Origin of the sequence: Colwellia sp. Bg11-28 (assembly GCF_002836245.1) — a bacterium.
GTDB lineage: Bacteria > Pseudomonadota > Gammaproteobacteria > Enterobacterales > Alteromonadaceae > Colwellia > Colwellia psychrerythraea_A.
This window is the reverse complement of sequence record NZ_PJBA01000005.1, coordinates 35,955-57,927: the sequence shown is the minus strand read 5'-3', so window position 1 is coordinate 57,927 and position 21,973 is coordinate 35,955. Positions and strand designations below refer to the sequence as shown.

Genomic DNA, 21,973 nt, shown 5'->3' with positions numbered 1-21,973 from the left:
GCTTTTTTGTGAGCAATCAAACACATCAACATAGTAATGAAGCATATAGCTTGCTATAACATCAGTAGCTATTTTATAAAGGTACCTTCAAGATGATTACACTTTCCGCAGAACAATGCCGCATTATTGGCGTAATGCTTGAAAAAGAAACCACCACGCCTGAGCAATATCCTCTTTCTTTAAATGGTATTACAACTGGCTGTAATCAAAAGAGTAATCGTGATCCGGTGATGTCACTATCAGAAAGTGACGTGCAAAACCTAGTTGATGAACTCGTGCAAATGAATCAATTAATGGTTGACCAAAAAGCATCGACTCGCGTTAATAAATATTTTCATCGTTTTTGTGATACCGAATTTGGTAATTTGAAATTTACGCCTCAACAACGCGCCGTTATTTGTGTTCTATTTTTAAGAGGCCCGCAAACGCCTGGTGAATTGAGAACGCGTACTAATAGATTGGCTGACTTTGCTGACGTGAGTGAGGTTGATAACACCTTAACTCAGTTGCAGGACTTAAATGGCCTGACCTTGGTCAGAAAACTAGAACGTGAACCCGGTAAAAGAGAATCTCGTTACGTACATTTGCTTTCAGATGTTGATGAAAGCAGTTTCACCCAAGCTGTCACGACTCAAACTGAAGTAGTGCCTTCAGAAGAACAAACATCACTCACGCAGAGAGTAACCGAGTTAGAGCAACAAGTTGCTTCATTAACAGAGCAAATCAATTGCATAACTGAATTGTTGAATGATGATTAAAGATAAATTTAAGCCTTATTCAGCGCACTAATTTGGTGTAAGTACTAGATCTGTGCGGATTGAGACAGAACAGTATAAAATAAACAAGTAACCACACATATTATGGAAAATATCCTTTATGGGTAACTATCTATCGTTAATCAGTTTTTTATTTTGCTCTTTGTTTACCTTGTCCGCACAAGGTGCTGAGCAAAAACTCACCACTGAACCAGCGGAGTCTTTGAAAAAAATCAGCACAGCGCCTGAGTCAAACAACGAATCAGCCATCATACTCTCAGAGCAACAGCAAAATCAGTGCGCGCAATACTGCAGCGAAGCCAAAACTAATGAGAGTTATAAACAACAAGTAAGTGACAGACAAAACCCTATCTCAAGTGTTGGTTATGAATTAGTAATACCTGAAGCCTTACCTCCAAGAAATCGCTGGTCTGATTTCCTTCCCTTTTTAGGTAAAGAAGCCCGTGAAGCTGGCTATTTATTACCCTTACCTTTTGGCATTTCATTGGTTGGTTTAACACAAGAGCAACCTTTCACTGTGTCTGAAATTGGCTTAGAAATTGATGGGCAGCAAAGCGAGCTCATTAATGACTTTATTGATAATTCAATTAGCGCTAAAAACCTTAAAGTATCTGACACGACTTATAATTTACGTTTTGACGCCTGGATCCTGCCCTTTTGGAATGTTTACGGCTTAGTCGGTAAAACAAAGGGCAAAGCAGAGCTTGAACTAGATGTAGACCTCGAACTCCCCACATTACTATTAGCGGCAGCAGGTATTGGTAGTGGCCTTAATGATAAACGTTGCACCAGTATTAACTTACCTTTTCAAGGGCCTGCACCAGGTCATTGCTTAGTGAGCGCTGAAGGTATTCCAACAACCTTAAACTTTCATGGCACAGTGTTGGGCTACGGTACAACGATCGCAGGTGGCTACGGTGATTTTTTTGGTATGTTTGATGTAAACTACACCGAAGCCGACATTAATATCGCCATTGAAAAATCAAAACAAACGGTGTATTCCACACGTTTAGGCTGGAATGGTAGTATTGGCGCCTTCCAAGGACAAATTTGGCTTGGTGCCATGAAGCAAGATATTAAACAACAATTGGCGGTCTCTACACCAGGTAATAAAGTCGCGGTACTGATTGACCAGCATGCCAGTTCACCGTGGAATTATCTTATTGGTGCACAATGGAACATTACCGAAGAATGGGCGATTATTGCCGAAACCAACTTAGCCTTTAGTGACAGACAACAGTTTATGATGCAGCTAGGATATCGTTTCTAACGATTCCAGCACCGAATTAAACACTTAGTTATATTTCAATGGAAATTATTATGACAGACCCAAAAACCGACAAGACTGAAACCCTAACCAACACCATTACCGATACAGCGCAGCAAGCCGTCGATCTGCCTGCTGAGTTATTACGTCATGAAATTGAACAAGCGTCAGCAATTTATAAAATAGTTATCGACTTCTTTACCAACTATAGCTTCCAACTGATTGGTGCCTTACTGATATTTTTATTGGGGTTCTATGTTGCCGGTAAAATAGCTAAAACAGTATTACGTCTTTGTGAAAAACATAAACTCGATGTTACCTTAAGCCGCTTTATCGCCAGCACCACCAAAATGGTCGTGATGGTAATGATAAGTATCATGGCGCTGAGTAAAATAGGGATCAGTGTTACGCCATTTATTGCCGCGCTAGGTGCCATTTCATTAGGTGCAGGTTTAGCATTGCAAGGCTTATTAGCCAATTACGCGGCAGGCTTTAATATCATCATTATTCGCCCTTTCGTGGTTGGAGATACCATTGAAGTGCAAGGAGTTACGGGTATAGTTAAAGAAGTACAATTAGCTTATACCATCATCCAAAATGAAGATTCCGCTGAGATCACCATTCCCAACAAACATATTGTCGGTGAAGTGGTACTTAACTCAAGAAAAGATACCTTATTGAAACTCTCTGTTGGTATTTCGTACCAAGACAACCCTATCGAGATTGTAGCGCTTGTTGAACGTACTTTAGCGAAGCTTGATATATATACAGATGAAGTACGTATGCAGGTAGGTATTGATGCTTTTGCTGACAGCGCTATTAACATTGGTATTAGACTTTGGATACCCACTACCAACTTATACGCTGCCAAATATAGCGCCTATAAAGCGATTTATTTAGCGTTTGAAGAAGAGAAAATTACGATTCCATTCCCACAACAAGATATTCATCTTATTGAGCCAAAAAGCCTTAAGCAAGCTTAATATTCAAGCTTGTTTAAGAAGTCTCGTTTAAATAAAAAAGGGCAAGCCACTACTTGCCCTTTAAACTAATTAACGACCAGTTTTCACCCCTGTCCAAACGCGGGTCATAGCACGCTGCGCTTTCAATGGACGAACTTCTTGGATATACAAATTATTAATTACATCGTCAGAAGGATAAATGGCAGGGTTTTCACGAACTTCTTTATCGATTAATTTCGTCGATGCCACGTTACCGTTTGCATAGGCAACATAGTTAGTTATGCCTGCAATGACGTCCGGTCGTAGTAGGTAATTAACAAACTTATGAGCATTTTCTTTGTTCGGCGCATCTTTAGGGATGGCTAACATATCAAACCAAAGATTCGCTCCTTCTTTAGGAATTTTATACTCAATGATGTGACCATTTCCAGCTTCTTCTGCACGTGCTTTAGCTTGGAATACATCACCAGAGAATCCATAAGCAACACAGATATCGCCATTGGCTAAATCTGTAATGTAACGTGAAGAATGGAAGTAAGTAATATGAGGACGTATTTCAGCTAACAATTTACCCGCCTCTTTATAGTCACTTGCCTTGTGGCTATTTGGATTGAGTCCTAAATAGAGCAGTGCCTGTGGAATCATTTCATCTGGCGAATCAAGAACGGCTAGACCACACTTCCCCAATTTTTCAGCATATTTAGGGTTAAAAATAAGCTCTAGAGAATCAGTCGGTGCGTCATCGCCTAATGCAGCTTTAACTTGAGCAACATTATAACCAATACCATTGGTGCCCCATAAGTAAGGAACCGCATGTTGATTGCCTGGATCGGCTGTTTGCAACTTGCTCATTAATTCAGGATCTAGGTTACTATGGTTAGTTAACTGATCACGGTTTAGTTTACTATACACACCCGCTTTAATTTGTTTGGTCAAGAAGCTGTTTGACGGCACCACAATATCATAGCCAGAGCGACCTGAAAGTAGTTTAGCTTCTAGTACCTCATTACTGTCGAATACGTCGTAAATAACCCGAATTCCGGTTTCTTTTCTAAAATTTTCCAATGTATCTTCGGCAACATAATCGGACCAGTTATACATTTTGACTACTTGTTCTTCATTAGCACTAACGCTACCCACAAATATTCCGGCACTTATCAATGCCATTGCTGTTACTGTTGCTTTTTTAAAAAGTCTCATTATTTATCCTTTCGTTGCATCACAGATTAACTAAACCAGCGAAATAAAAAAATCAAACGTTCTGATATGCCAAGTTTGTTTTTTATACGCTGCATCGAGAGGGAATCGAGTCGTGCTGTGCTTAGACCATATTTAACTTGGCTATTTCCAGTTGACTCAATATTTACCCCCTTTGATAGAGTATTGCCTCCCTTAAAACTTTAATAAATACCATTTTTTTTAACGTTAGTTATACCATTGGTTACTTATCAGCCATTATTGAGTAAAATAAAATACACTCTAGTTCGTAACTTGGCGCTCATAAAATTCAGAGAGTTTGCTTTTGCTAGTTTTGCATTAAACGCGATTGCGGTACTACTGGTATTAACAGCTAGGTGAAATTTTGAAACTAATTATTATTCACGATTGATAAACCAAGATTAACGCTGACTAGGCTGTTTTTTGTAATTCTTCTAAATAAGCTTCAGTAATTAAATTGGGGCGAGCGCCCTTTCGAGTGATAGCTGAAAAATTGGTGTAGAAGTTACGTTTGTGAGGTTCAATGGCACGCAACAAATCTTGTACCACCCAACGTTCGGCAAAATGAGTGGGTAAGAAACCTATAAAACGCCCCGTAAGAATGAGAAATGCAATGCCTTCTCTATCAGTAGAGGTTGCCGAGCCCTTAAATCTTTTTTGTTGTTGTTTAATGTCAGCTGGCTGTGGATAGCAGGGTAATACCGCGTCATATTTTTCAAGGGCGTAATCACTAATCGTATTGAGATCTTGGTTGAATAGTGGATGCTGAGAACTGCAATACAATAAGGACTTTTCTTTGTATAAGGGAAGGTAGTTTAAGCCAGATAACGCACGTAAATCGGGGACCACGCCAATATGTAGTTGTCCTTCTAATACTGCATTTTCAATGTCGTAAGGTGGCATCATCTGAATATTAAAGATGACTTCAGGTGCACGATGTTTGAAAGTACTAAGCGATCTGGTAATACGCATTTGTGGGTTAGTAACCAAATTATCGGTAATACCTATATTTAGATCTCCAACTAGCTTGGTATTGATGGCATTAATTTGCGACTTGAAAGTATCTAAGCTGCCTAATAGCTGCAAGGTCGCGTTATAAACATGTTCGCCTTGCTCGGTAATAGAAAATCCCGTTCTACCGCGATGGCACAGCCGCATGTTCAATAGCGATTCTAATTCAGACATTGCGTTACTAATAGCAGGACGACTGATATTAAGTTCGGCCTCTGCAGCAGCAAACCCTCCAGATTCGATAACGGCTTTAAAAATGCGCAAGATCCGAATATGAGAATCACCAAGTCGGTGAGGTAAGATGTTTTTTATATTATTCATTAAGCCCCAATAAGTAACCAATCACATAACTATTGTTAAAAAAAGATGTATTTAAGAATTTAACAGGATGGTGATAATAGAGTCAACTTAATTCTAACCTTAGATATGTTGAGGTCAACTATGAACAATAACCAAACAAAACACGGTATCACTCAGGCACAACTTGATGCGCACTGGATGGCGTTTACCGGCAACCGTGAGTTTAAAAAAGACCCACGCATCATCGTTTCTGCCCAAGGCAATTACTACACCGATGCCGACGGCCGAAAAATCTTTGATGGTTTATCTGGTCTGTGGTGCTGCGGCGCGGGTCATAGTCGTCCGGAAATTACCGAAGCGGTGAGTAAACAATTAAAACAATTGGATTATGCGCCCGCCTTTCAATTTGGTCACCCTAAAGCCTTTCAGCTGGCCGAGAAAATTGTTGAGTTTATGCCCAAAGGGATAAACCGCGTTTTTTATACTGGCTCTGGCTCAGAGGCCGCTGAAACCTCACTGAAAATGGCACGTGCCTATTGGCGCAAAAAAGGTTTGGCCAGTAAAACCAAATTAATCGGTCGCGGTTTGGGTTATCACGGCGTTAATTTTGGCGGTATTTCAGTTGGCGGTATCGGTGCTAACCGCTCGTTATTTGGTCCTGCCGTCGATGCCGACCATTTACGCCATACCATGTTAGATGAAAATAAATTTGTTAAAGGTCAACCCCAAACAGGCGTTGAGCTAGCGAATGAATTACTCGATTTAGTGGCGCTGCACGACGCTTCAAATATTGCGGCTGTGATTGTTGAGCCGATGGCGGGCTCTGCTGGTGTGATACCACCGCCAGTAGGTTACTTAAACCGTTTACGTGAGATTTGTGACCAGCACAATATTCTCTTGATTTTTGACGAAGTGATTTGTGCTTTTGGTCGCATGGGTGCCAATACTGGGGCAGAAGCCTTCGGCGTTACCCCAGATATTATTAACATCGCTAAACAGATGACCAATGGCACCATTCCGATGGGCGCAGTGATTGCTAAGCAAGAAATCTACGATACCTTCATGGAGCAAGGTGGCCCTGAATACATGGTGGAATTTCCGCACGGTTATACCTATTCCGCTCACCCTGTTGCTTGTGCAGCCGGACTGGCCGCCTTAGAGATTTTGCAAACAGACAAACTCATTGAGCGTGTTAAAGACCATAGTCCGTATTTTGAAGAGTCCGTTCATAACCTTAAAGGCTGTAAACACGTGACTGACATTCGCAGCTATGGTTTTGCCGCTGGTTTTACTATCGACCCTGTACCCGGTGAGCCTGCATTACGCCCTTATCAAATAGCGATGAAAATGTGGCAAAAAGGATTTTATGTTCGCTACGGCGGCGCCACTATCCAGCTTGGTCTGCCCTTTACCAGTGAACGCGAAGAAATAGATTCATTGCTCAGTGCTCTGGGCGAAACCTTTAACGAAATAGCGTAAACAATTTAACAATGGGCTTTTATCCATCGGATTGGCAGCCCACCTCGGAGAATTTTATGAATGAAGTAAATGTAATAGGCCATTTAATCAATGGTGAAATGGTTAATGATGATGTGCGCACGCAAGCAGTCTTTAATCCGGCTACCGGCGATGCAGAAAAGAAAGTCGCTTTAGCGTCAAAGCAAACGGTTGAACAGGCCATTTCAGCGGCTCAGACAGCCTTCCCCGCATGGCGTAATACCCCGGCAATAAAACGTGCACGGGTGATGTTTCGTTTCAAAGAATTATTAGAACAACATGCCGATACTATCTGCAGGCTCATTGGTGAAGAGCACGGAAAAATATCACACGATGCTGCCGGTGAATTGCAACGCGGTATTGAAAACGTTGAGTACGCTTGTGGTGCACCTGAGTTACTCAAAGGTGAGCACAGCAAAAACGTCGGCCCAAACATTGATTGTTGGAGTGAGTTTCAACCGTTAGGTGTTGTTGCCGGTATTACGCCGTTTAACTTCCCTGCCATGGTTCCTATGTGGATGTTCCCACTGGCAATCGTGTGCGGTAATTGTTTTATCTTAAAACCTTCAGAGCGCGACCCAAGTTCAACCTTGTACATTGCTCAGCTATTAAAAGAAGCTGGCTTACCTGATGGCGTAATGAACGTCGTGAACGGTGATAAAGAAGCGGTCGATGTGTTATTAAGTGATGAGCGCATTAAAGCAGTGAGTTTTGTTGGCTCAACACCCATTGCTGAATACATCTACGCCACCGCTAATGCCAATGGCAAACGTTGTCAGGCACTGGGCGGCGCAAAAAATCACGCCATCATTATGCCCGACGCCGACATGGACAATGCAGTCAATCAACTACTTGGTGCTGCCTTTGGCTCATCAGGAGAGCGCTGCATGGCGTTATCTGTTGCGGTTGCCGTCGGTGATGAAGCGGCTGATGCCTTAGTAGAGAAAATGACAGAAGCGATGAAAAACTTAAGTGTTGGCGCTCATGACAAGGCCAGTAATGATTTTGGTCCGGTCATTACGCAAGCACATAAAGACAAAGTCGAAGGCTATATCACCAGCGCCCAAAATCAAGGCGCAACCATTGTTGTCGATGGTCGCCAACCACACGTTGAAGGTTATGAAAATGGCTTCTTCGTTGGCGCCACCTTAATTGACGGTGTCACGGCGGAAATGGACAGTTACGTTGCTGAAATCTTTGGGCCGGTATTACAAGTGATGCGCGTTAAAACCATGCAAGAGGCAATGCAGTTAATTAACGACCATGAATACGGCAATGGTACCTGTATCTTTACTCGTGATGGAGAAGCGGCGCGTTATTTCTCAGATAATATTCAGGTAGGTATGGTTGGCATTAATGTGCCACTGCCTGTGCCCGTTGCTTATCATAGTTTCGGTGGCTGGAAGCGCTCATTATTTGGTGATTTACATGCCTACGGCCCAGATGGCGTTCGTTTTTATACCAAACGTAAAACCATCACGCAACGCTGGCCTTCAGGTGGCGTGCGTGAAGGTGCAAGTTTTGCGTTTGCTTAGTTAATTTGGCAAAAGAAACTTGGCTCAAACACTATAAAAAAAAGAGCGGCGCAATATTTCAGCGCCGCCCTTCAAAATACATAAACATGAGAACACAAACTATGTCGAACAAAAAAATTATTAGATTAAGTCCTAATCCTCAAGATTTTGGTCATGATTGTGATGACTTAGATCCCCAACTGTTCGCATCAGAATTGCCAGTTCAGCATACTCATGTTTACTATGAAGACGACAATCTAGGTCTTTATATTGGTGTGTGGGATACCTCAACAATGGTCGAAGCCGCTGCTCCTTCGCCTTGCGACGAATTTATGTATTTACTTGTGGGTGAAGTAGAGATAAAGAATAGTAAAACGGGTACGATGGAAAAAGTGCAAGCAGGCGAAGCTTTTGTTATTCCTAAAGGTTACGATTGTCAGTGGCATCAAACAGGTTATCTGCGCAAATTTTTCGTTATTTCAGAGCACCCAAAAGAAGACATTCCCACAACACCGGTTGTTGAGGGCATCATTAAGCTTAAAGTTAATAACTCAAGCCAGATGGCCATTGAAGATAGTACTGGGGTGGAGATCGAACCAACGAACACACCTTTTGTCATCAAAGGAAAAGAGCCTGCGCAAAAATATCTGCCTTCTTATAAAGATCATACTGGCAAGTTCATTGTCGGTACCTGGCACAGTGAAGCGTTCAATAGTGAAATGCAGCCCTTCCCTCGCAATGAGTTCATTTATTTGCAATCTGGTTCACTCGTCATTACTGAACAAGAAGGTGATGAGCAGGTGTTTACCGCCGGCGATGCTTTTTTTGTCCCGCAGGGAGCTTTATGTAGCTGGAGATCAATAGGTGACGTGCATACATTTTATGCTATTTTGCAATCAAGCTAATACCAACCGGACTGATCACATATTTAAAATATTTAGCCATCAAGGTGTATATCAACAATGAATAATAAACATTATATCAATGGAACATGGGTTTCACCGGCTACGAGTGAAACATTTTCGGTGATTAACCCTGCCACTGAAGCAGTTATTGCTGAAATTCCAGCAGGTAACAGCGTTGATATTGATGCCGCTGTGAAAGCGGCTCGAACAGCATTCGATCAAGGACCATGGCCTCGTTTAAGTGGCGCTGAACGCGCAGTATATTTGAGAAAAATTGCGGCTATTATTATCAGACGTTTAGATGAGTTAGCAAAGCTGGAAGTACTCGATAATGGCAAACCCTATCCTGAAGCCAAATGGGATATTGAGGATACTGCCGCTACCTTTGAATTTTATGCCGGTTTAGCCGAACAACTTGATAATACATCGGAGCAAGTCATTGAATTACCAGAGCTGGGCTTTAGTTCAAAAGCAATAAAAGAGCCGCTTGGCGTAGCGGGAGCTATCATTCCTTGGAATTTCCCCATGCTGATGGCTGCATGGAAAGTTGCTCCAGCATTGGCGGCAGGTTGTTCCATCATCCTAAAACCCTCAGAAATAACGCCGCTCACAGCGTTAGCGCTGGCAGAGATTGCTGATGAAGCAAAGCTACCTGCTGGTGTGTTAAACATAGTGACTGGTTTAGGTAAAGATGCCGGGCAGGCTTTAGTAGAACATCCTGACGTTGATAAGTTAGCCTTTACTGGTTCGATACCTACAGGGTCAAAAATTATGGCTACGGCCGCCAGAGATATCAAAAATATCAGCCTCGAGCTTGGTGGAAAGTCGCCTTTTGTTATTTTTGAAGATAGTGATATTGAAAAAGCCGTAGAATGGATCATGTTCGGTATTTTCTGGAACCAGGGTCAAGTCTGTTCAGCTACCTCGCGTGTTTTAGTCGCAGAAGAAATATACCCCGCTTTACTTGAACGTTTGGTTGAAGAAACTAAAAAAATCACTATCGGCCCAGGAGATCAAGATGGAGTGTTATTGGGACCACTTGTTAATAGCGATCAATACAAAAAGGTACTAGCTGCAATTGAGCGTGGCGTTAGCGATGGAGCCACAATAGCGACTGGCGGTCAGCGACCACCAGGGTTAGATGTCGGCTATTATCTTGAACCAACAATATTGACCGATATTGATGAAAATAGCTGGGTCTGGAACGAAGAAATCTTTGGACCAGTTGTCTGTATCAAGCCATTTCAGTCTGAAAGCGAAGCTATCCGTTTAGCCAATGATTCACGTTTTGGACTCGCAGCAGCAGTAATGTCTAAAGATGAAGATCGTTGTGACCGCGTTTCTAGAGCCTTTCGTGCCGGAATTGTTTGGGTTAACTGTTCACAACCTACCTTTGTTGAAGCGCCATGGGGTGGCTATAAACAATCAGGTATAGGTAGAGAGCTCGGTCAATGGGGATTAAACAACTACCTTGAAACCAAACAAATTACCCGCTTTGACAGTAGTGAGCCTTGGGGCTGGTATATCAAATAATACCAAATAATGTGAAGTACAGACTCTAAAATATAACAAAATTCTTATGAGAGTGAATGATGAAACAGCACCTTGATGCATTAAAAGATTCGAAATATTGTCCCCTTTGGCATGATCAGGATATCCGACCAGAAACTTTGCCCGCCTTGTCAGCAGATACGAGCTGCGAGCTATTAATTGTTGGTGGTGGTTTTACTGGTTTATGGGGCGCCCTTCAAGCAAAAGAGCGCCAGCCCGATGCCGACATTATCTTGATCGAGAAAACGACAATATCTGACGGTGCTTCAGGGCGAAACGGTGGTTTTTTAAGTTCAAGTTTAGCGCATGGAGAAACCAATACCGATCATCAATTTCCTGGCGAGGCAGATAAACTGCATCAATTGGGACAACAAAATCTAAAAGAATTTATTGAGACACTTGAACACTATAATATTGATGCCCGTTATGAAAAAGTTGGTGAAACGTCTGTCGCAACTGACCAAGCATCAGTAGATGCACTGCGTGCTACCTACGAGTCTGAAAAAGCCCAAGGCGAAGATGTTGTCTGGTTTAACCAAGAAGAAATGCAGGCGCAGGTCAATTCACCTACCTATTTAGCGGGTTTATGGTATCGCGGAGGACAAGATGGCGTAGTCGACCCTGCCCGTTTGTGTTGGGGATTAAAGCGCGTAATTCTGGAGCTTGGCGTACGTATTTATGAAGAAACACCACTGACAAGCCTTAAAAAACTGGGCCAAGATAAAATGGAAGTCACCTGCTCTGACGTCAAGATTATCAGCGATAAAGTATTGATGGCAACCAATGCCTACCGTAACCCCATAGGTCAAGCACGCCGGTCAATTATTCCGGTATGGGATTACCAAATAGCAACTCAACCATTAAGCCAAGAACAGTTAGATTCAATTGGCTGGCATAAGTCACGTCATGCGCTCTCTAATCATGCCAACATGTTCCACTATTATCGTTTCACTAAAGATAATCGTATTACTTGGGGCGGCGGCGGCGCTGTGCGTTATTACTTTAACAACGGCATAGATCAGAGTTATGCCGACATTCCTGAACGCTTTGCGCAATTGTCTGAAGAATTCTTTGAAACATTTCCTCAACTTAAAGGGATTAAATTCACCCATCGCTGGAGCGGTATTATTGCAACTTCTACTCGTTTTTGTGTGGTGCCAGGCGTTGCTTATGATGGACGCGTTGCATGGGCTATCGGTTACACCGGTTTGGGGGTTGGCGCTTCTCGATTTGGTGCCAGAATAGGTATCGAACTATTGGGCTATAAGCCAAGTGAAATTCTCGACATGCAATTTGTAAAGAAAAAACCAATACCATGGGCACCAGAGCCACTTCGTTGGATTGGCGTATATCTGACTCATAAGGCGCTAGAAAAAGCTGATGCTAATGGCGGGAAACGTGGGTTATGGCTTAAACTTTTAGATATGCTTAACCTAGGCTTTACTTGTTAAGTAGCTATTTTTGTTTAATATACGGTCCTCAATTTATCTGCTCCTAAATAAGGAGCAAAAAGAGCTTATCTATGACAGTTACCTCACCTCGCATTGCAACTATCTTGCTACTTATCGTCTGCTTTATTTGGGGGGTAGAGTTTGTCCCAATTGATCTTGCGATTGAAGTGATGCCAACGAATACTTTCAATGCTATTCGCTTTGCTGTGGCGACACTGTCGATGTTACCTCTGCTTTGGTTTGTGCAAAAGAAAAACAAAGGTAACTCTAAGCCTATCGATTATGTCCTCTTAATAAGGTCAGGTATGTTACTGGGCTTTTTCCTCTTTATTGGTTTTTATACTCAGACTGAAGGAATGCGTTTTACCACAGTGACTAATGCTGGTTTTATTACCGGTCTGTGTGTGCCTCTTGTTCCTGTATTAGGTTTTTTAATCTTTCGAAATGTTGTTCCTAAGTCAGTATGGATAGGCGTTGTTACCGCAACAGCGGGTCTCTATATGTTAACCATAGGAGACAAGTTAGTATTTAATAAAGGTGATATTCTGGTGTTGATCTGCGCCTTTGGTTTTGCTGGCCATATCATTATGACTGACCGCTTCGTCGATAACTTACCCATCATCCCATTAAGTATTGTACAAATTTTTGCAGTCTCTATTTACAGTACAATAGCTATATTCATTGGTCCTGACCCTGTTTTTTATTATCAGGATGCCGAGCCCGTTAGTTGGCATCAACAACTGTTTACCCCTTTGATGGTATTTGCCATTTTAGTATCAGGGATCTTGGGAACCGCTTATGCTTTCTGGGCTCAATCAGTAAGTCAGACATTACTAAAACCTCATAAAGTAGCGCTTATCTTTGCTGCAGAGCCTGTCTTCGCTTGCATTGCCGCTTGGGTATTTTTGGACGAAGTGCTTGGTGAAAAAGGCATGATCGGTGCTGGATTAATTCTTGCTGGAATGCTTGTTTCAGAGTTAGGAGATCGGAAAAAACAGCCAGAACTCAGACCGCTTGATCAGACAGCTGCACTGAAATAGAAAAATCTACAATCAGAAAATGGGTACTGAAATCACTATTATTCATGCCCATTCACTCGCTCGGCACTACCATTCTCCACATCAACCACTATATATTGATCTACAGTTAAAAATAAGCACTACATATTGTGCTTAAATATTTATTACCACAAGTTATTGTGATCTAAATCAACAAAGCCCCACCCTAAAATACTATATATTGTGCTTATTAAAAAAATAACATCTATATATAGGTTAAGCATGAATTTTAACTGTATTACTCCGAGTGTTGTCTTCCAAGAAGTGCCTAATGAAATTAGTCTGTGCTTTAGTATTACCGGCTGTAAGGTCGGCTGCAAAGGCTGCCACAGTACTGAGTTATGGCATGAAGACAATGGTATACCTCTGAGCAATACAAGCTTCACCCAATGGCTTAAGAAGTATCAAGGCTTAATTAGCTGTGTGGTGTTTTTTGGTGGTGAATGGCAGCCTAACGCTTTAATCGAAAAGTTATTAATCGCTAAAAACCATGGCCTTAAAACTTGCCTCTATTCGGGCGAAAAACATATTAATATCATTATTTCTCAGCACCTTAACTTTTTAAAAACCGGTGCTTGGCATGAAACCTTAGGTGGCCTGGATAGCCCGACAACCAATCAAGTTTTTCGTGATGTCATTTCAGGTAAAAAGTTAAACCATTTATTTAACAAAGCTATCGATGTGAATACCTTCAAGGTTAATACCGTCGATGCTAGTCATTCCCAAACTACTATTTTAGAAACTAACTCTTTTAAGACTAATTCTCTCGAGATTAGTGCTTTTAAGGTTAGTACTTTCGAACCTTATCAATTTACTCAAGGAGCTAACAATGTTGCGGCTTAACGAAGAACAAATCACCAATAAAAAAGATTTTATCAAACAATATTTTTCAGCAAAAAATGCAGCAGACGGCTCAAAAATGGATGCCAATGCCAACGTCAGTCATAAAAACATTGCGACGTTAGAAGCTGAGTTATTAAAAGATTGTTTTGTGCAAATTAATCGCGCGTTAGTGCATGACAAAATACGTGATACTTTTGATGCTGACTTGGCCAAAGAGTATTTGCGCCAAATTGAAGATCATGAAATTTACGTGCACGATGAGACTAGTTTAAAGCCATATTGCACCTCAATTAGCATGTACCCCTTTTTATTAGACGGTTTAACTAAGCTAGGCGGTGAGTCTAAAGCACCTAAGCATTTAGAATCTTTCTGTGGCTCTTTTGTGAACCTTATTTTTGCTATTTCAGCACAATTTGCTGGTGCGGTTGCGACTGTTGAGTTTCTCACCTATTTTGATTACTTTGCTCGCCTTGAATACGGTAATGATTATCTAAGTACGCATAAATCTGAGATAGAAAATCACTTACAACATGTGGTTTATGCTATCAATCAACCAGCGGCGGCTCGTGGATACCAGAGTGTATTTTGGAACATTTCATTATTTGATCAACATTACTTTGCTTCAATGTTTGGCGAATTTGTTTTCCCTGATTTTAGTAAACCTAATTGGCAGACCGTTGACCAGCTACAACAGTTTTTCCTCGGCTGGATCAATAAGGAGCGTGAACAAGCAGTACTTACCTTCCCTGTAGTTACCGCGGCAATGCTCACTGAAAATGGCCAGTGTAAAGACCTAGATTTTGCTCGTAAACTCGCTCAACAAAAAGCTGAGGGCAATTCCTTTTTTATCTACTTATCTGACAGTGCCGATTCACTAGCCTCATGCTGTCGATTACGTAATGAAATTTCTGACAATACTTTTTCTTATACCTTAGGTGCTGGTGGTGTCGCCACAGGCTCAATTAATGTAATTACTGTTAACATGAATCGTTTAGTGCAAGACGGTCGAGACTTAAAAATAGAAATAGAAAAAATACAAAAATACCAAGTTGCGTATCGAAAATTGATGGAAGAGTATCAAGCGCAAGGCGCATTATCCGTTTACGACGCTGGGTTTATTTCACTTGATAAGCAATTTCTTACCATAGGTATTAATGGTATGGCTGAAGCGGCTGAGTTTGCCCAAATTAAAGTCGGCAATAATGAAGAATATAAGCAATTTGTTAGTACACACTTAAAAGTAATTTACCAAGCGAACCAAGCCGCTAAGAAAGAATTTGGCTATATGTTTAATACCGAGTTCGTGCCTGCTGAAAACCTCGGTATTAAAAATGCTAAATGGGATAAGAAAGATGGCTACCAAGTAAGCCGCGAGTGTTATAACTCTTATTTTTATGTCGTTGAAGACGAAGAAACTAACCATATCGATAAGTTTGTGATGCACGGTCAAGAAATGACGCAATACCTTGATGGAGGTTCGGCTCTGCATTTAAATTTAGATGAGTCGCTTTCTACTGATGCTTACCTGAAACTCTTCAATGTAGCGGCTGCTACCGGGTGTAATTATTTCTGCATCAATGTGAAGATTACGATTTGTAATGAGTGTGACAAAATAGATAAGCGCACTTTACATCTCTGTTCAAGTTGCGGAAGTGAAAACATCGATCACGGAACGCGTGTTATTGGCTATTTAAAGCGTGTTACTGCCTTTAGTCAGGGACGCCAAAAAGAACATGCCCTACGTCACTATCATACTGAAAGTGCTTAATAAGCAGAGTTTTTTAAGTACGAAATAATACCAATTACACTAATAAATTGATCAACTTAGAGTTATATTAGTGAGCTTAGAACAAGCAAAATTACTTAAACATAGTTATTCTATATTTCTTTAATTTTGAGCAGTTATTGGCTCGCTAACAAACTCCCAAAGGGCGAGTTTAAAAGGCTTATATGTGTCGTTATTAATATCGACAAGGACGCTGCATGGATGCAGTTTATTAGAGAATGCAGGAGCATATTCTCCTGAATAACCATTATCTTCAATCAATGCTTTGCCTCTAAGCCTTTTAATTCTCGCTAAGTGGTCAATTAATTAATGTACTTGGTATAACTCCCATTATTTCGTACTTTTGACAAATTCATTGAATTTACGGCGACAAGGTTTATTGCTACTAAACAGGTATGACTTTATAAGCGCAACGCCTTGCTCCATCAATAATATGCTCTTCTCGACTCACTACGGCAATATCATTCATTAGCGTTTGAAACATTTGCAATTCTGAACGACAAAAACTCAAACATTTACTTGCTGCAGCACAAATTGGGCAATGATTTTCCATTAACCAAAAAATGCCATCATGCTCTTCAACGCTTGCCATATAACCTTCATCGCTACGTAATTTTGCTAAGGTTTGCAGTTTTTCTTGCACACCATAACGATCGGCTAACGCTAAGGTATAATTTGTCATCGCCGTTTCTTCTCGGTGACTGATTAACTTTTCCATACCGTCATCACCAAAGAGTGTAATAACTGAATCAAGTAACTGCACAGTTAATTCATCATGACGATCAGCAAAGCGGCTGTTGCCTTTATCAGTTAATGACCAATATCTGGTAGGTCTGCCTCGAGCAGCTTTTTCATCCTTAAAAACCACATCACCCGAATCTTCCAGTCCTTGTACATGTTGACGGATCCCCATAGTAGTGAGACCCAATTCACTTGCCAGTATTTTTGCTGTTAAAGGCCCTTGGGTCTTTAATAACTGAATTATTTTTTCATGTGTTTTCATTAGATCTCCGGCAGGAAGAAGGGATATACCCATTACCAATCAAAGTGCAGGATTTCAGTGGGAATTAAAACAACTTTTGATAAGGCAAATAATTTAAGCATAGTCATTCTATGATTTTATTATTTAACGCCGTATAAAGTGATTTTAAACCCATCAAAGAAGTGCTTGAGCAACATCACTACATCGTTGCTGTGACTTATAATGGAACAACCATTATTTCACCACAGCGTCTTGAATTGAGATTGGTCAAGAACTCTGAAACCTGCATCTTGAACGATAACGGGTATATATCATTATTATTAAGCATTTTTACCATAGTTTCATCGCTTAGCACAATATTTAGTAAAGTTTTTTGTTTATATTTAACTTGACCTTATTAAGTAAAGCGTTTACTTTACTTAATAAATAAAACGCTTTACTAAAGAAAACGACGAGAATTATTATGAATTTACTTATTATCAGTGCCAGTCAACGAATCGAATCACAAAGTGCAAAGGTCGCTAAATACCTGACTAACAGCAGTAATAAATTTCGTAAAACGAGCCATATTGAATTGTGTAAACAGCGATTACCCCTATGGGACGGCGAAGAGAGTAGCAAGCAAAATGATAATAGTGACTGGTTAGCCATCAATACTCAATTGCAAACAATGGATGCATTAATTCTTATTACTCCAGAATGGGGCGGAACCGCTTCGCCATTATTGAAAAATTTATTAATGATGTCTGACGCTGCAGATATTGGTCACAAACCCGTGTTGTTGGTCTCTGTCGTTAATGGAATTAGCGGTGCTTATCCCATTGCAGAATTAAGAATGAATGCTTTTTCAAATAACAAATTAGTCGCTATACCCGACCACCTTATTATTCGAAATGTTGAAGAGATTCTAAATACAGTCAATGAGACCAACCTTCAGCAAAGTATTGCTATAGCTCGTCGTGATAAACGTATTCGTCATCGTATTGGTTATAGTTTGCATACCTTATTGCATTACAGCCAAGCGATGAAATCTTTACGTGAAACCCTGCAAGTCAGCACGTATGACAATGAACACTTATATCAATACGGCATGTAAGCTCACCAACAAAATGAATTGAACTAGATTGCACAGAACAAGATCAAATTAACGAGGAGATATTATGAATTTAAATCAAGTCACCCTTACCGTTCTTAATATGGACGAAAGTACTGAATTTTACCGTCGTTTAGGTTTTTTACACATTGTAGATACACCCCATTATGCACGGTTCGCATGCCCAGATGAGGGCGCTACTTTTTCATTAAGCTTAGCTGAGACAGACTCATTAAGTAATACACAAAATAAACTGAGCTCTGGCACAACCATCTATTTTGAGCATGAAAAATTGGATGAATGGGTAGCAACGGTCCAAAGCCGTGGTATTGAATTTGAACAATTGCCCATTTCGCAATCTTACTTATGGCGTGAAGCGATATTAACGGACCCTAGCGGCAACAAAATAAAACTCTATTGGGCTGGAGAGAATCGCTTAAATCCCCCTTGGCGAGTTGAGAAAAAATACCAAGAGTAAAAAAGACTACACTACTAATGATAGATACGTTGTTAAAACGTACAGGAGAGCACTTATGATTACTTTAGAACACATTAATTTAGTCGTTAAAGACATAGAAAAAAGCTTACAATTTTACCGTGCGGCTTTTCCACACTGGCATGTACGCGGCGGCGATAAAGGTGAATGGTCTGGAAAACCAAGAAACTGGTTACATTTTGGTGATGATTATCAATATATAGCCTTTGCTGATAATGGCGTCGGTGACAATAGAGATTTAGCGGGTCATCAAGTAGGTTTAGCGCATTTTGCTTATGTTACCAGCGATCTAAAAGGCACTATAGCGCGTATAGAAAAAGCAGGCTTTGCAATTCATAAAGACGGTACGCCTGACAAATATAGAGAGAATATCTATTTTCTTGATGCTGATGGTTACGAAGTGGAGTTTGTTCAATACCATACCGACTTGCCTGAGCTAAGAAATCGATATTAGGGGCTGTTGATCTTTCATTTTAGCCTCTGCTATAGGCTAATTTTTAAGTTAACAAGGCGAAAAGAGTGCTATGTAGTCACTCTACTTTAATGATTTTCAACACTGTTAGGTTGAAAATTAGCCATAGCCCTCCGGGTTGCCTTGAAAAAGTGTCCCTCTTTGTTGCTTCATTCGCATTTGGAACAACCAAATATTGAATGAAGCGCCTCGATTGCCATCTTTTTCAAGTGCAACAGAGTTACAAACTTAAAGATCAACAGACCCTAATGAACAACGATAAATCGCTTCAATGTTGACGAATACTGGCTGAGATAACTTTACAGTATTCATCAACATAGCTTAAACTTAGCGGGCTATCTCCCAATTTAAGGACTCTCATGGTTAAGTTTCAATGGCTATTTATTTTTCTATTTCTCTCGGGCTGTGCCACTTTAGGGGTTATGGAATTCGACAAGCTTTATGGTCCAAGCAATGTTGAAAATAGATTAGTTCAAGTTAAAGCGACTACAGCAGAAGCCATTCATTTTAATAGACAGATACAACCAATTATTGAAAACCGCTGTGTTGTTTGTCACGGCTGTTACGATGCCCCTTGCCAGTTGAAAATGGAAAGTCGCGCAGGTATTGAGCGTGGTGCTAATAAAGCAATGGTTTATAATGGTGAGCGCTTACTTACTGCAAATATTAGTGCAAGCATTACAAAATTAACTGAACTGAAACGAGATAACTTAGAGCCACTTCGCCAACAAGGCTATTTCCCAGTACTTAATGAGCGCCAGCAAACAGAGCAAGCCAATACTCAGTCCAGCTTGTTCTATCAAATGTTACAACTCAAAAAGCAACATCCTTTACCCAGTGAGCCAATACTTAATGAGAGTTTTGATGTCGCACTCGATAGAAGTCAACAATGCCCAACAATAGAAGAGTTTGCGCAATATAAGGATAAGTACCCTCTTGGTGGTATGCCTTATGCGCTACCGGCACTCTCAACAACTGAGCATGATCAATTAACTGATTGGATAGCCCGTGGTGCGATCATGCCAGATTCGGTGCCTCCCAATACTAAAGAACAACAAATGATCAACCGCTGGGAAAAGTTACTTAATGGCAGCTCTGCTAAAGAACAGTTGATTGCCCGTTATTTATTTGAACACTTATATTTAGCCAATTTATACTTCGATAAAGCACAATCTAGTTACTTTAAACTTGTTCGTTCAAGCAGCCCTAGTGGTGAAAAAGTAGCGGTGATTACTACTCGTCGTCCCTTTGACTCCCCTTATGCTGATGGCAGCACTGATGCCATTGTCGATAAACCGCAAGTGTTCTATCGATTAATTAAGCACAACGACACCATTATTGCCAAGCGCCATATGCCCTACCCGTTTGGTGAAACTAAATTGGCGCGTATTTCAGAACTTTTCTATCAAGCTGATTACCCAGTAACTACCTTGCCTGATTACCAATTAGCAAACGCCTCTAATCCCTTTAAAACCTTTCAGGCGATCCCAGATAAAGCACGCTATCAGTTTTTATTAGACCAAGCGCAGTTCTCTATTATGAACTTTATCAAAGGCCCTGTTTGTCGTGGTCAAATTGCGCTAAATGTGATTGAAGATAACTTTTGGGTATTTTTCCTCAGTCCTGATAATTTTGATCATTACCCTAGCGAACAATTCATTAAAGCCAATACAGAGTTATTACAATTACCGGCTGGCACCAGTGATAAATCCCTATCATTACTTTACTGGCGACAATATGCTAAAAGCCAGCAAGAATACGTAAAAAACAAATTAGCTTATGTTGAAGGGCTTAACTTACAGCCTAATCAGCTAAACCTTGATTTGATTTGGTCAGGCAAAGGAAACCCCAACGCCAGCCTAACCGTCTTCAGACACTTTGACAGTGCTTCTGTATTACAGGGTTTTGTCGGTCCTACGCCTAAAACAGCTTGGCTAATTAGCTACCCTTTATTAGAACGAATTCATTATTTACTAGTGGCTGGTTTTGATGTTTATGGCAATGTTAGTCATCAATTAAAAACACGTTTATATATGGATTTTTTACGGATGGAAGCAGAAAGTAATTTCATTAGTTTTTTACCTAAAGATGAACGTAAGGCAATACATGAGTATTGGTACCGTGAGACCAGTGACGACATTAAAGATTATATTTTCTCAGACGGCTTTTATCAGTTACCAGAAACAGGTATTAACTATCAAAGCAATAAGCATCAAGAAGAGCTATTTCAATTGGTTGGACAGCACACCAAAAATACCAATGTTAGCCAGTTTAACCTTTCTTCATTAGCACAAAGCAGTGCCGACAAAATCATAGCTAACTTAAGTCAGTTACCTAATGAGAGCGTTGCTCTGTTACCACAAGTGAGTTATGTGATGGTATCAAATGGCGATGACAACCAAGTCTATAGTTTGATCAATAACTCCGCACACAGTAATGTTGCCCATTTGTTTTCTGAAGAGAATCGTCGCCTACCTAAAGAAGATAATTTAGCCATTTTACGTGGTGTCGTAGGCACTTATCCCAATGCCTTTTTCAAAGTAGAACAAGCGCAGCTCAGTGAGTTTGTTAGTAACTTAAACGCGATAAAAACCGAACAAGATTACCGTAAACTTAAAGACCAATTTGCCATTCGCCGCACAAATCCTAAGTTCTGGACCTTTGCCGATGAATTACACGCTTGGTATAAAACCAATCAACCCAAATCGGCGGGTTTACTTGATTTTAATCGCTTGGAAAATCGTTAACTTGTGGTCTAAAACCCATTAGTAATACCATTTGAATTAATTTA

At 40.6% G+C, this 21,973-nt stretch carries 19 protein-coding genes; 15 read left to right on the top strand and 4 right to left on the bottom strand.

The genetic code is table 11. The features are described 5' to 3' along the window. The first annotated feature begins 92 nt into the window (after positions 1-92). The 3 genes from CXF79_RS05700 (at position 93) to CXF79_RS05690 (ending at position 3,026) form a co-directional block, all read left to right on the top strand. Positions 93-758 carry a YceH family protein gene (locus CXF79_RS05700; RefSeq protein ID WP_101154289.1) on the top strand — a complete coding sequence of 222 codons (666 nt, stop codon included), beginning with the start codon at positions 93-95 and terminating at the stop codon, positions 756-758. Between the two features lie 118 nt (positions 759-876). Then, entirely contained in the window at positions 877-2,046 is a 1,170-nt protein-coding gene (locus tag CXF79_RS05695) for a hypothetical protein (RefSeq protein ID WP_011040980.1), read from the top strand. 50 nt (positions 2,047-2,096) lie between these two features. Beyond that, entirely contained in the window at positions 2,097-3,026 is a 930-nt protein-coding gene (locus CXF79_RS05690; RefSeq protein ID WP_011040979.1) for a mechanosensitive ion channel family protein, read from the top strand. A 69-nt stretch (positions 3,027-3,095) separates the two neighbouring features. On the opposite strand, the gene CXF79_RS05685 is transcribed toward CXF79_RS05690, so the two are convergent. Both CXF79_RS05685 and CXF79_RS05680 read right to left on the bottom strand, forming a co-directional pair. Further along, a complete protein-coding gene (locus CXF79_RS05685) occupies positions 3,096-4,205 on the bottom strand; it encodes a polyamine ABC transporter substrate-binding protein (protein WP_101154288.1) in 1,110 nt (369 codons plus the stop codon). A gap of 429 nt (positions 4,206-4,634) precedes the next feature. After that, positions 4,635-5,555, bottom strand: coding sequence for a LysR family transcriptional regulator (locus CXF79_RS05680; protein WP_101154287.1), 921 nt, complete (start codon positions 5,553-5,555; stop codon positions 4,635-4,637). A 120-nt stretch (positions 5,556-5,675) separates the two neighbouring features. Between CXF79_RS05680 and CXF79_RS05675 the strand changes: the two genes are divergently transcribed. The 8 genes from CXF79_RS05675 to nrdD all read left to right on the top strand — a co-directional run bounded on the left by CXF79_RS05675 (position 5,676) and on the right by nrdD (position 16,121). Next, positions 5,676-7,013: an aspartate aminotransferase family protein gene (locus CXF79_RS05675; RefSeq protein WP_101154286.1), complete on the top strand. Its 1,338-nt coding sequence runs from the start codon at positions 5,676-5,678 to the stop codon at positions 7,011-7,013. 56 nt (positions 7,014-7,069) lie between these two features. Beyond that, positions 7,070-8,566, top strand: coding sequence for a CoA-acylating methylmalonate-semialdehyde dehydrogenase (locus tag CXF79_RS05670; RefSeq protein WP_101154285.1), 1,497 nt, complete (start codon positions 7,070-7,072; stop codon positions 8,564-8,566). Positions 8,567-8,667: 101 nt separating this feature from the next. Continuing rightward, a complete protein-coding gene (locus CXF79_RS05665) occupies positions 8,668-9,450 on the top strand; it encodes a cupin domain-containing protein (RefSeq protein ID WP_101154455.1) in 783 nt (260 codons plus the stop codon). 57 nt (positions 9,451-9,507) lie between these two features. After that, the gene (locus CXF79_RS05660; RefSeq protein WP_101154284.1) at positions 9,508-10,983 is read left to right on the top strand and encodes an aldehyde dehydrogenase family protein; all 1,476 of its coding nucleotides are present in this window, start codon (positions 9,508-9,510) and stop codon (positions 10,981-10,983) included. A gap of 56 nt (positions 10,984-11,039) precedes the next feature. Next, on the top strand, positions 11,040-12,452 hold the full coding sequence (locus tag CXF79_RS05655) for an NAD(P)/FAD-dependent oxidoreductase (RefSeq protein WP_011040970.1): 1,413 nt from the start codon (positions 11,040-11,042) through the stop codon (positions 12,450-12,452). A gap of 71 nt (positions 12,453-12,523) precedes the next feature. Further along, positions 12,524-13,492 (top strand): DMT family transporter, encoded by a 969-nt coding sequence (locus CXF79_RS05650; RefSeq protein ID WP_101154283.1) that lies wholly within the window; start codon positions 12,524-12,526, stop codon positions 13,490-13,492. Between the two features lie 240 nt (positions 13,493-13,732). After that, on the top strand, positions 13,733-14,353 hold the full coding sequence (nrdG, locus tag CXF79_RS05645; protein ID WP_101154282.1) for an anaerobic ribonucleoside-triphosphate reductase activating protein: 621 nt from the start codon (positions 13,733-13,735) through the stop codon (positions 14,351-14,353). After that, positions 14,340-16,121 carry an anaerobic ribonucleoside-triphosphate reductase gene (gene nrdD / locus CXF79_RS05640; RefSeq protein ID WP_101154281.1) on the top strand — a complete coding sequence of 594 codons (1,782 nt, stop codon included), beginning with the start codon at positions 14,340-14,342 and terminating at the stop codon, positions 16,119-16,121. The genes nrdG and nrdD overlap by 14 nt, the downstream gene beginning before the upstream one ends. A 120-nt stretch (positions 16,122-16,241) precedes the next feature. On the opposite strand, the gene CXF79_RS23490 is transcribed toward nrdD, so the two are convergent. Continuing rightward, a complete protein-coding gene (locus CXF79_RS23490; protein ID WP_198560041.1) occupies positions 16,242-16,400 on the bottom strand; it encodes a hypothetical protein in 159 nt (52 codons plus the stop codon). Between the two features lie 124 nt (positions 16,401-16,524). Further along, positions 16,525-17,142 carry a helix-turn-helix transcriptional regulator gene (locus tag CXF79_RS05635; RefSeq protein ID WP_011040966.1) on the bottom strand — a complete coding sequence of 206 codons (618 nt, stop codon included), beginning with the start codon at positions 17,140-17,142 and terminating at the stop codon, positions 16,525-16,527. A 442-nt stretch (positions 17,143-17,584) separates the two neighbouring features. Between CXF79_RS05635 and CXF79_RS05630 the strand changes: the two genes are divergently transcribed. From CXF79_RS05630 to CXF79_RS05615, 4 genes are all read left to right on the top strand, one after another. Then, on the top strand, positions 17,585-18,217 hold the full coding sequence (locus CXF79_RS05630) for an NAD(P)H-dependent oxidoreductase (protein WP_101154280.1): 633 nt from the start codon (positions 17,585-17,587) through the stop codon (positions 18,215-18,217). Positions 18,218-18,281: 64 nt separating this feature from the next. Continuing rightward, positions 18,282-18,692 carry a VOC family protein gene (locus CXF79_RS05625; protein ID WP_011040964.1) on the top strand — a complete coding sequence of 137 codons (411 nt, stop codon included), beginning with the start codon at positions 18,282-18,284 and terminating at the stop codon, positions 18,690-18,692. A gap of 55 nt (positions 18,693-18,747) precedes the next feature. Further along, positions 18,748-19,164, top strand: coding sequence for a VOC family protein (locus tag CXF79_RS05620; RefSeq protein ID WP_011040963.1), 417 nt, complete (start codon positions 18,748-18,750; stop codon positions 19,162-19,164). Positions 19,165-19,541: 377 nt separating this feature from the next. Further along, on the top strand, positions 19,542-21,929 hold the full coding sequence (locus CXF79_RS05615) for a fatty acid cis/trans isomerase (protein ID WP_101154279.1): 2,388 nt from the start codon (positions 19,542-19,544) through the stop codon (positions 21,927-21,929). Positions 21,930-21,973: the final 44 nt, after the last annotated feature.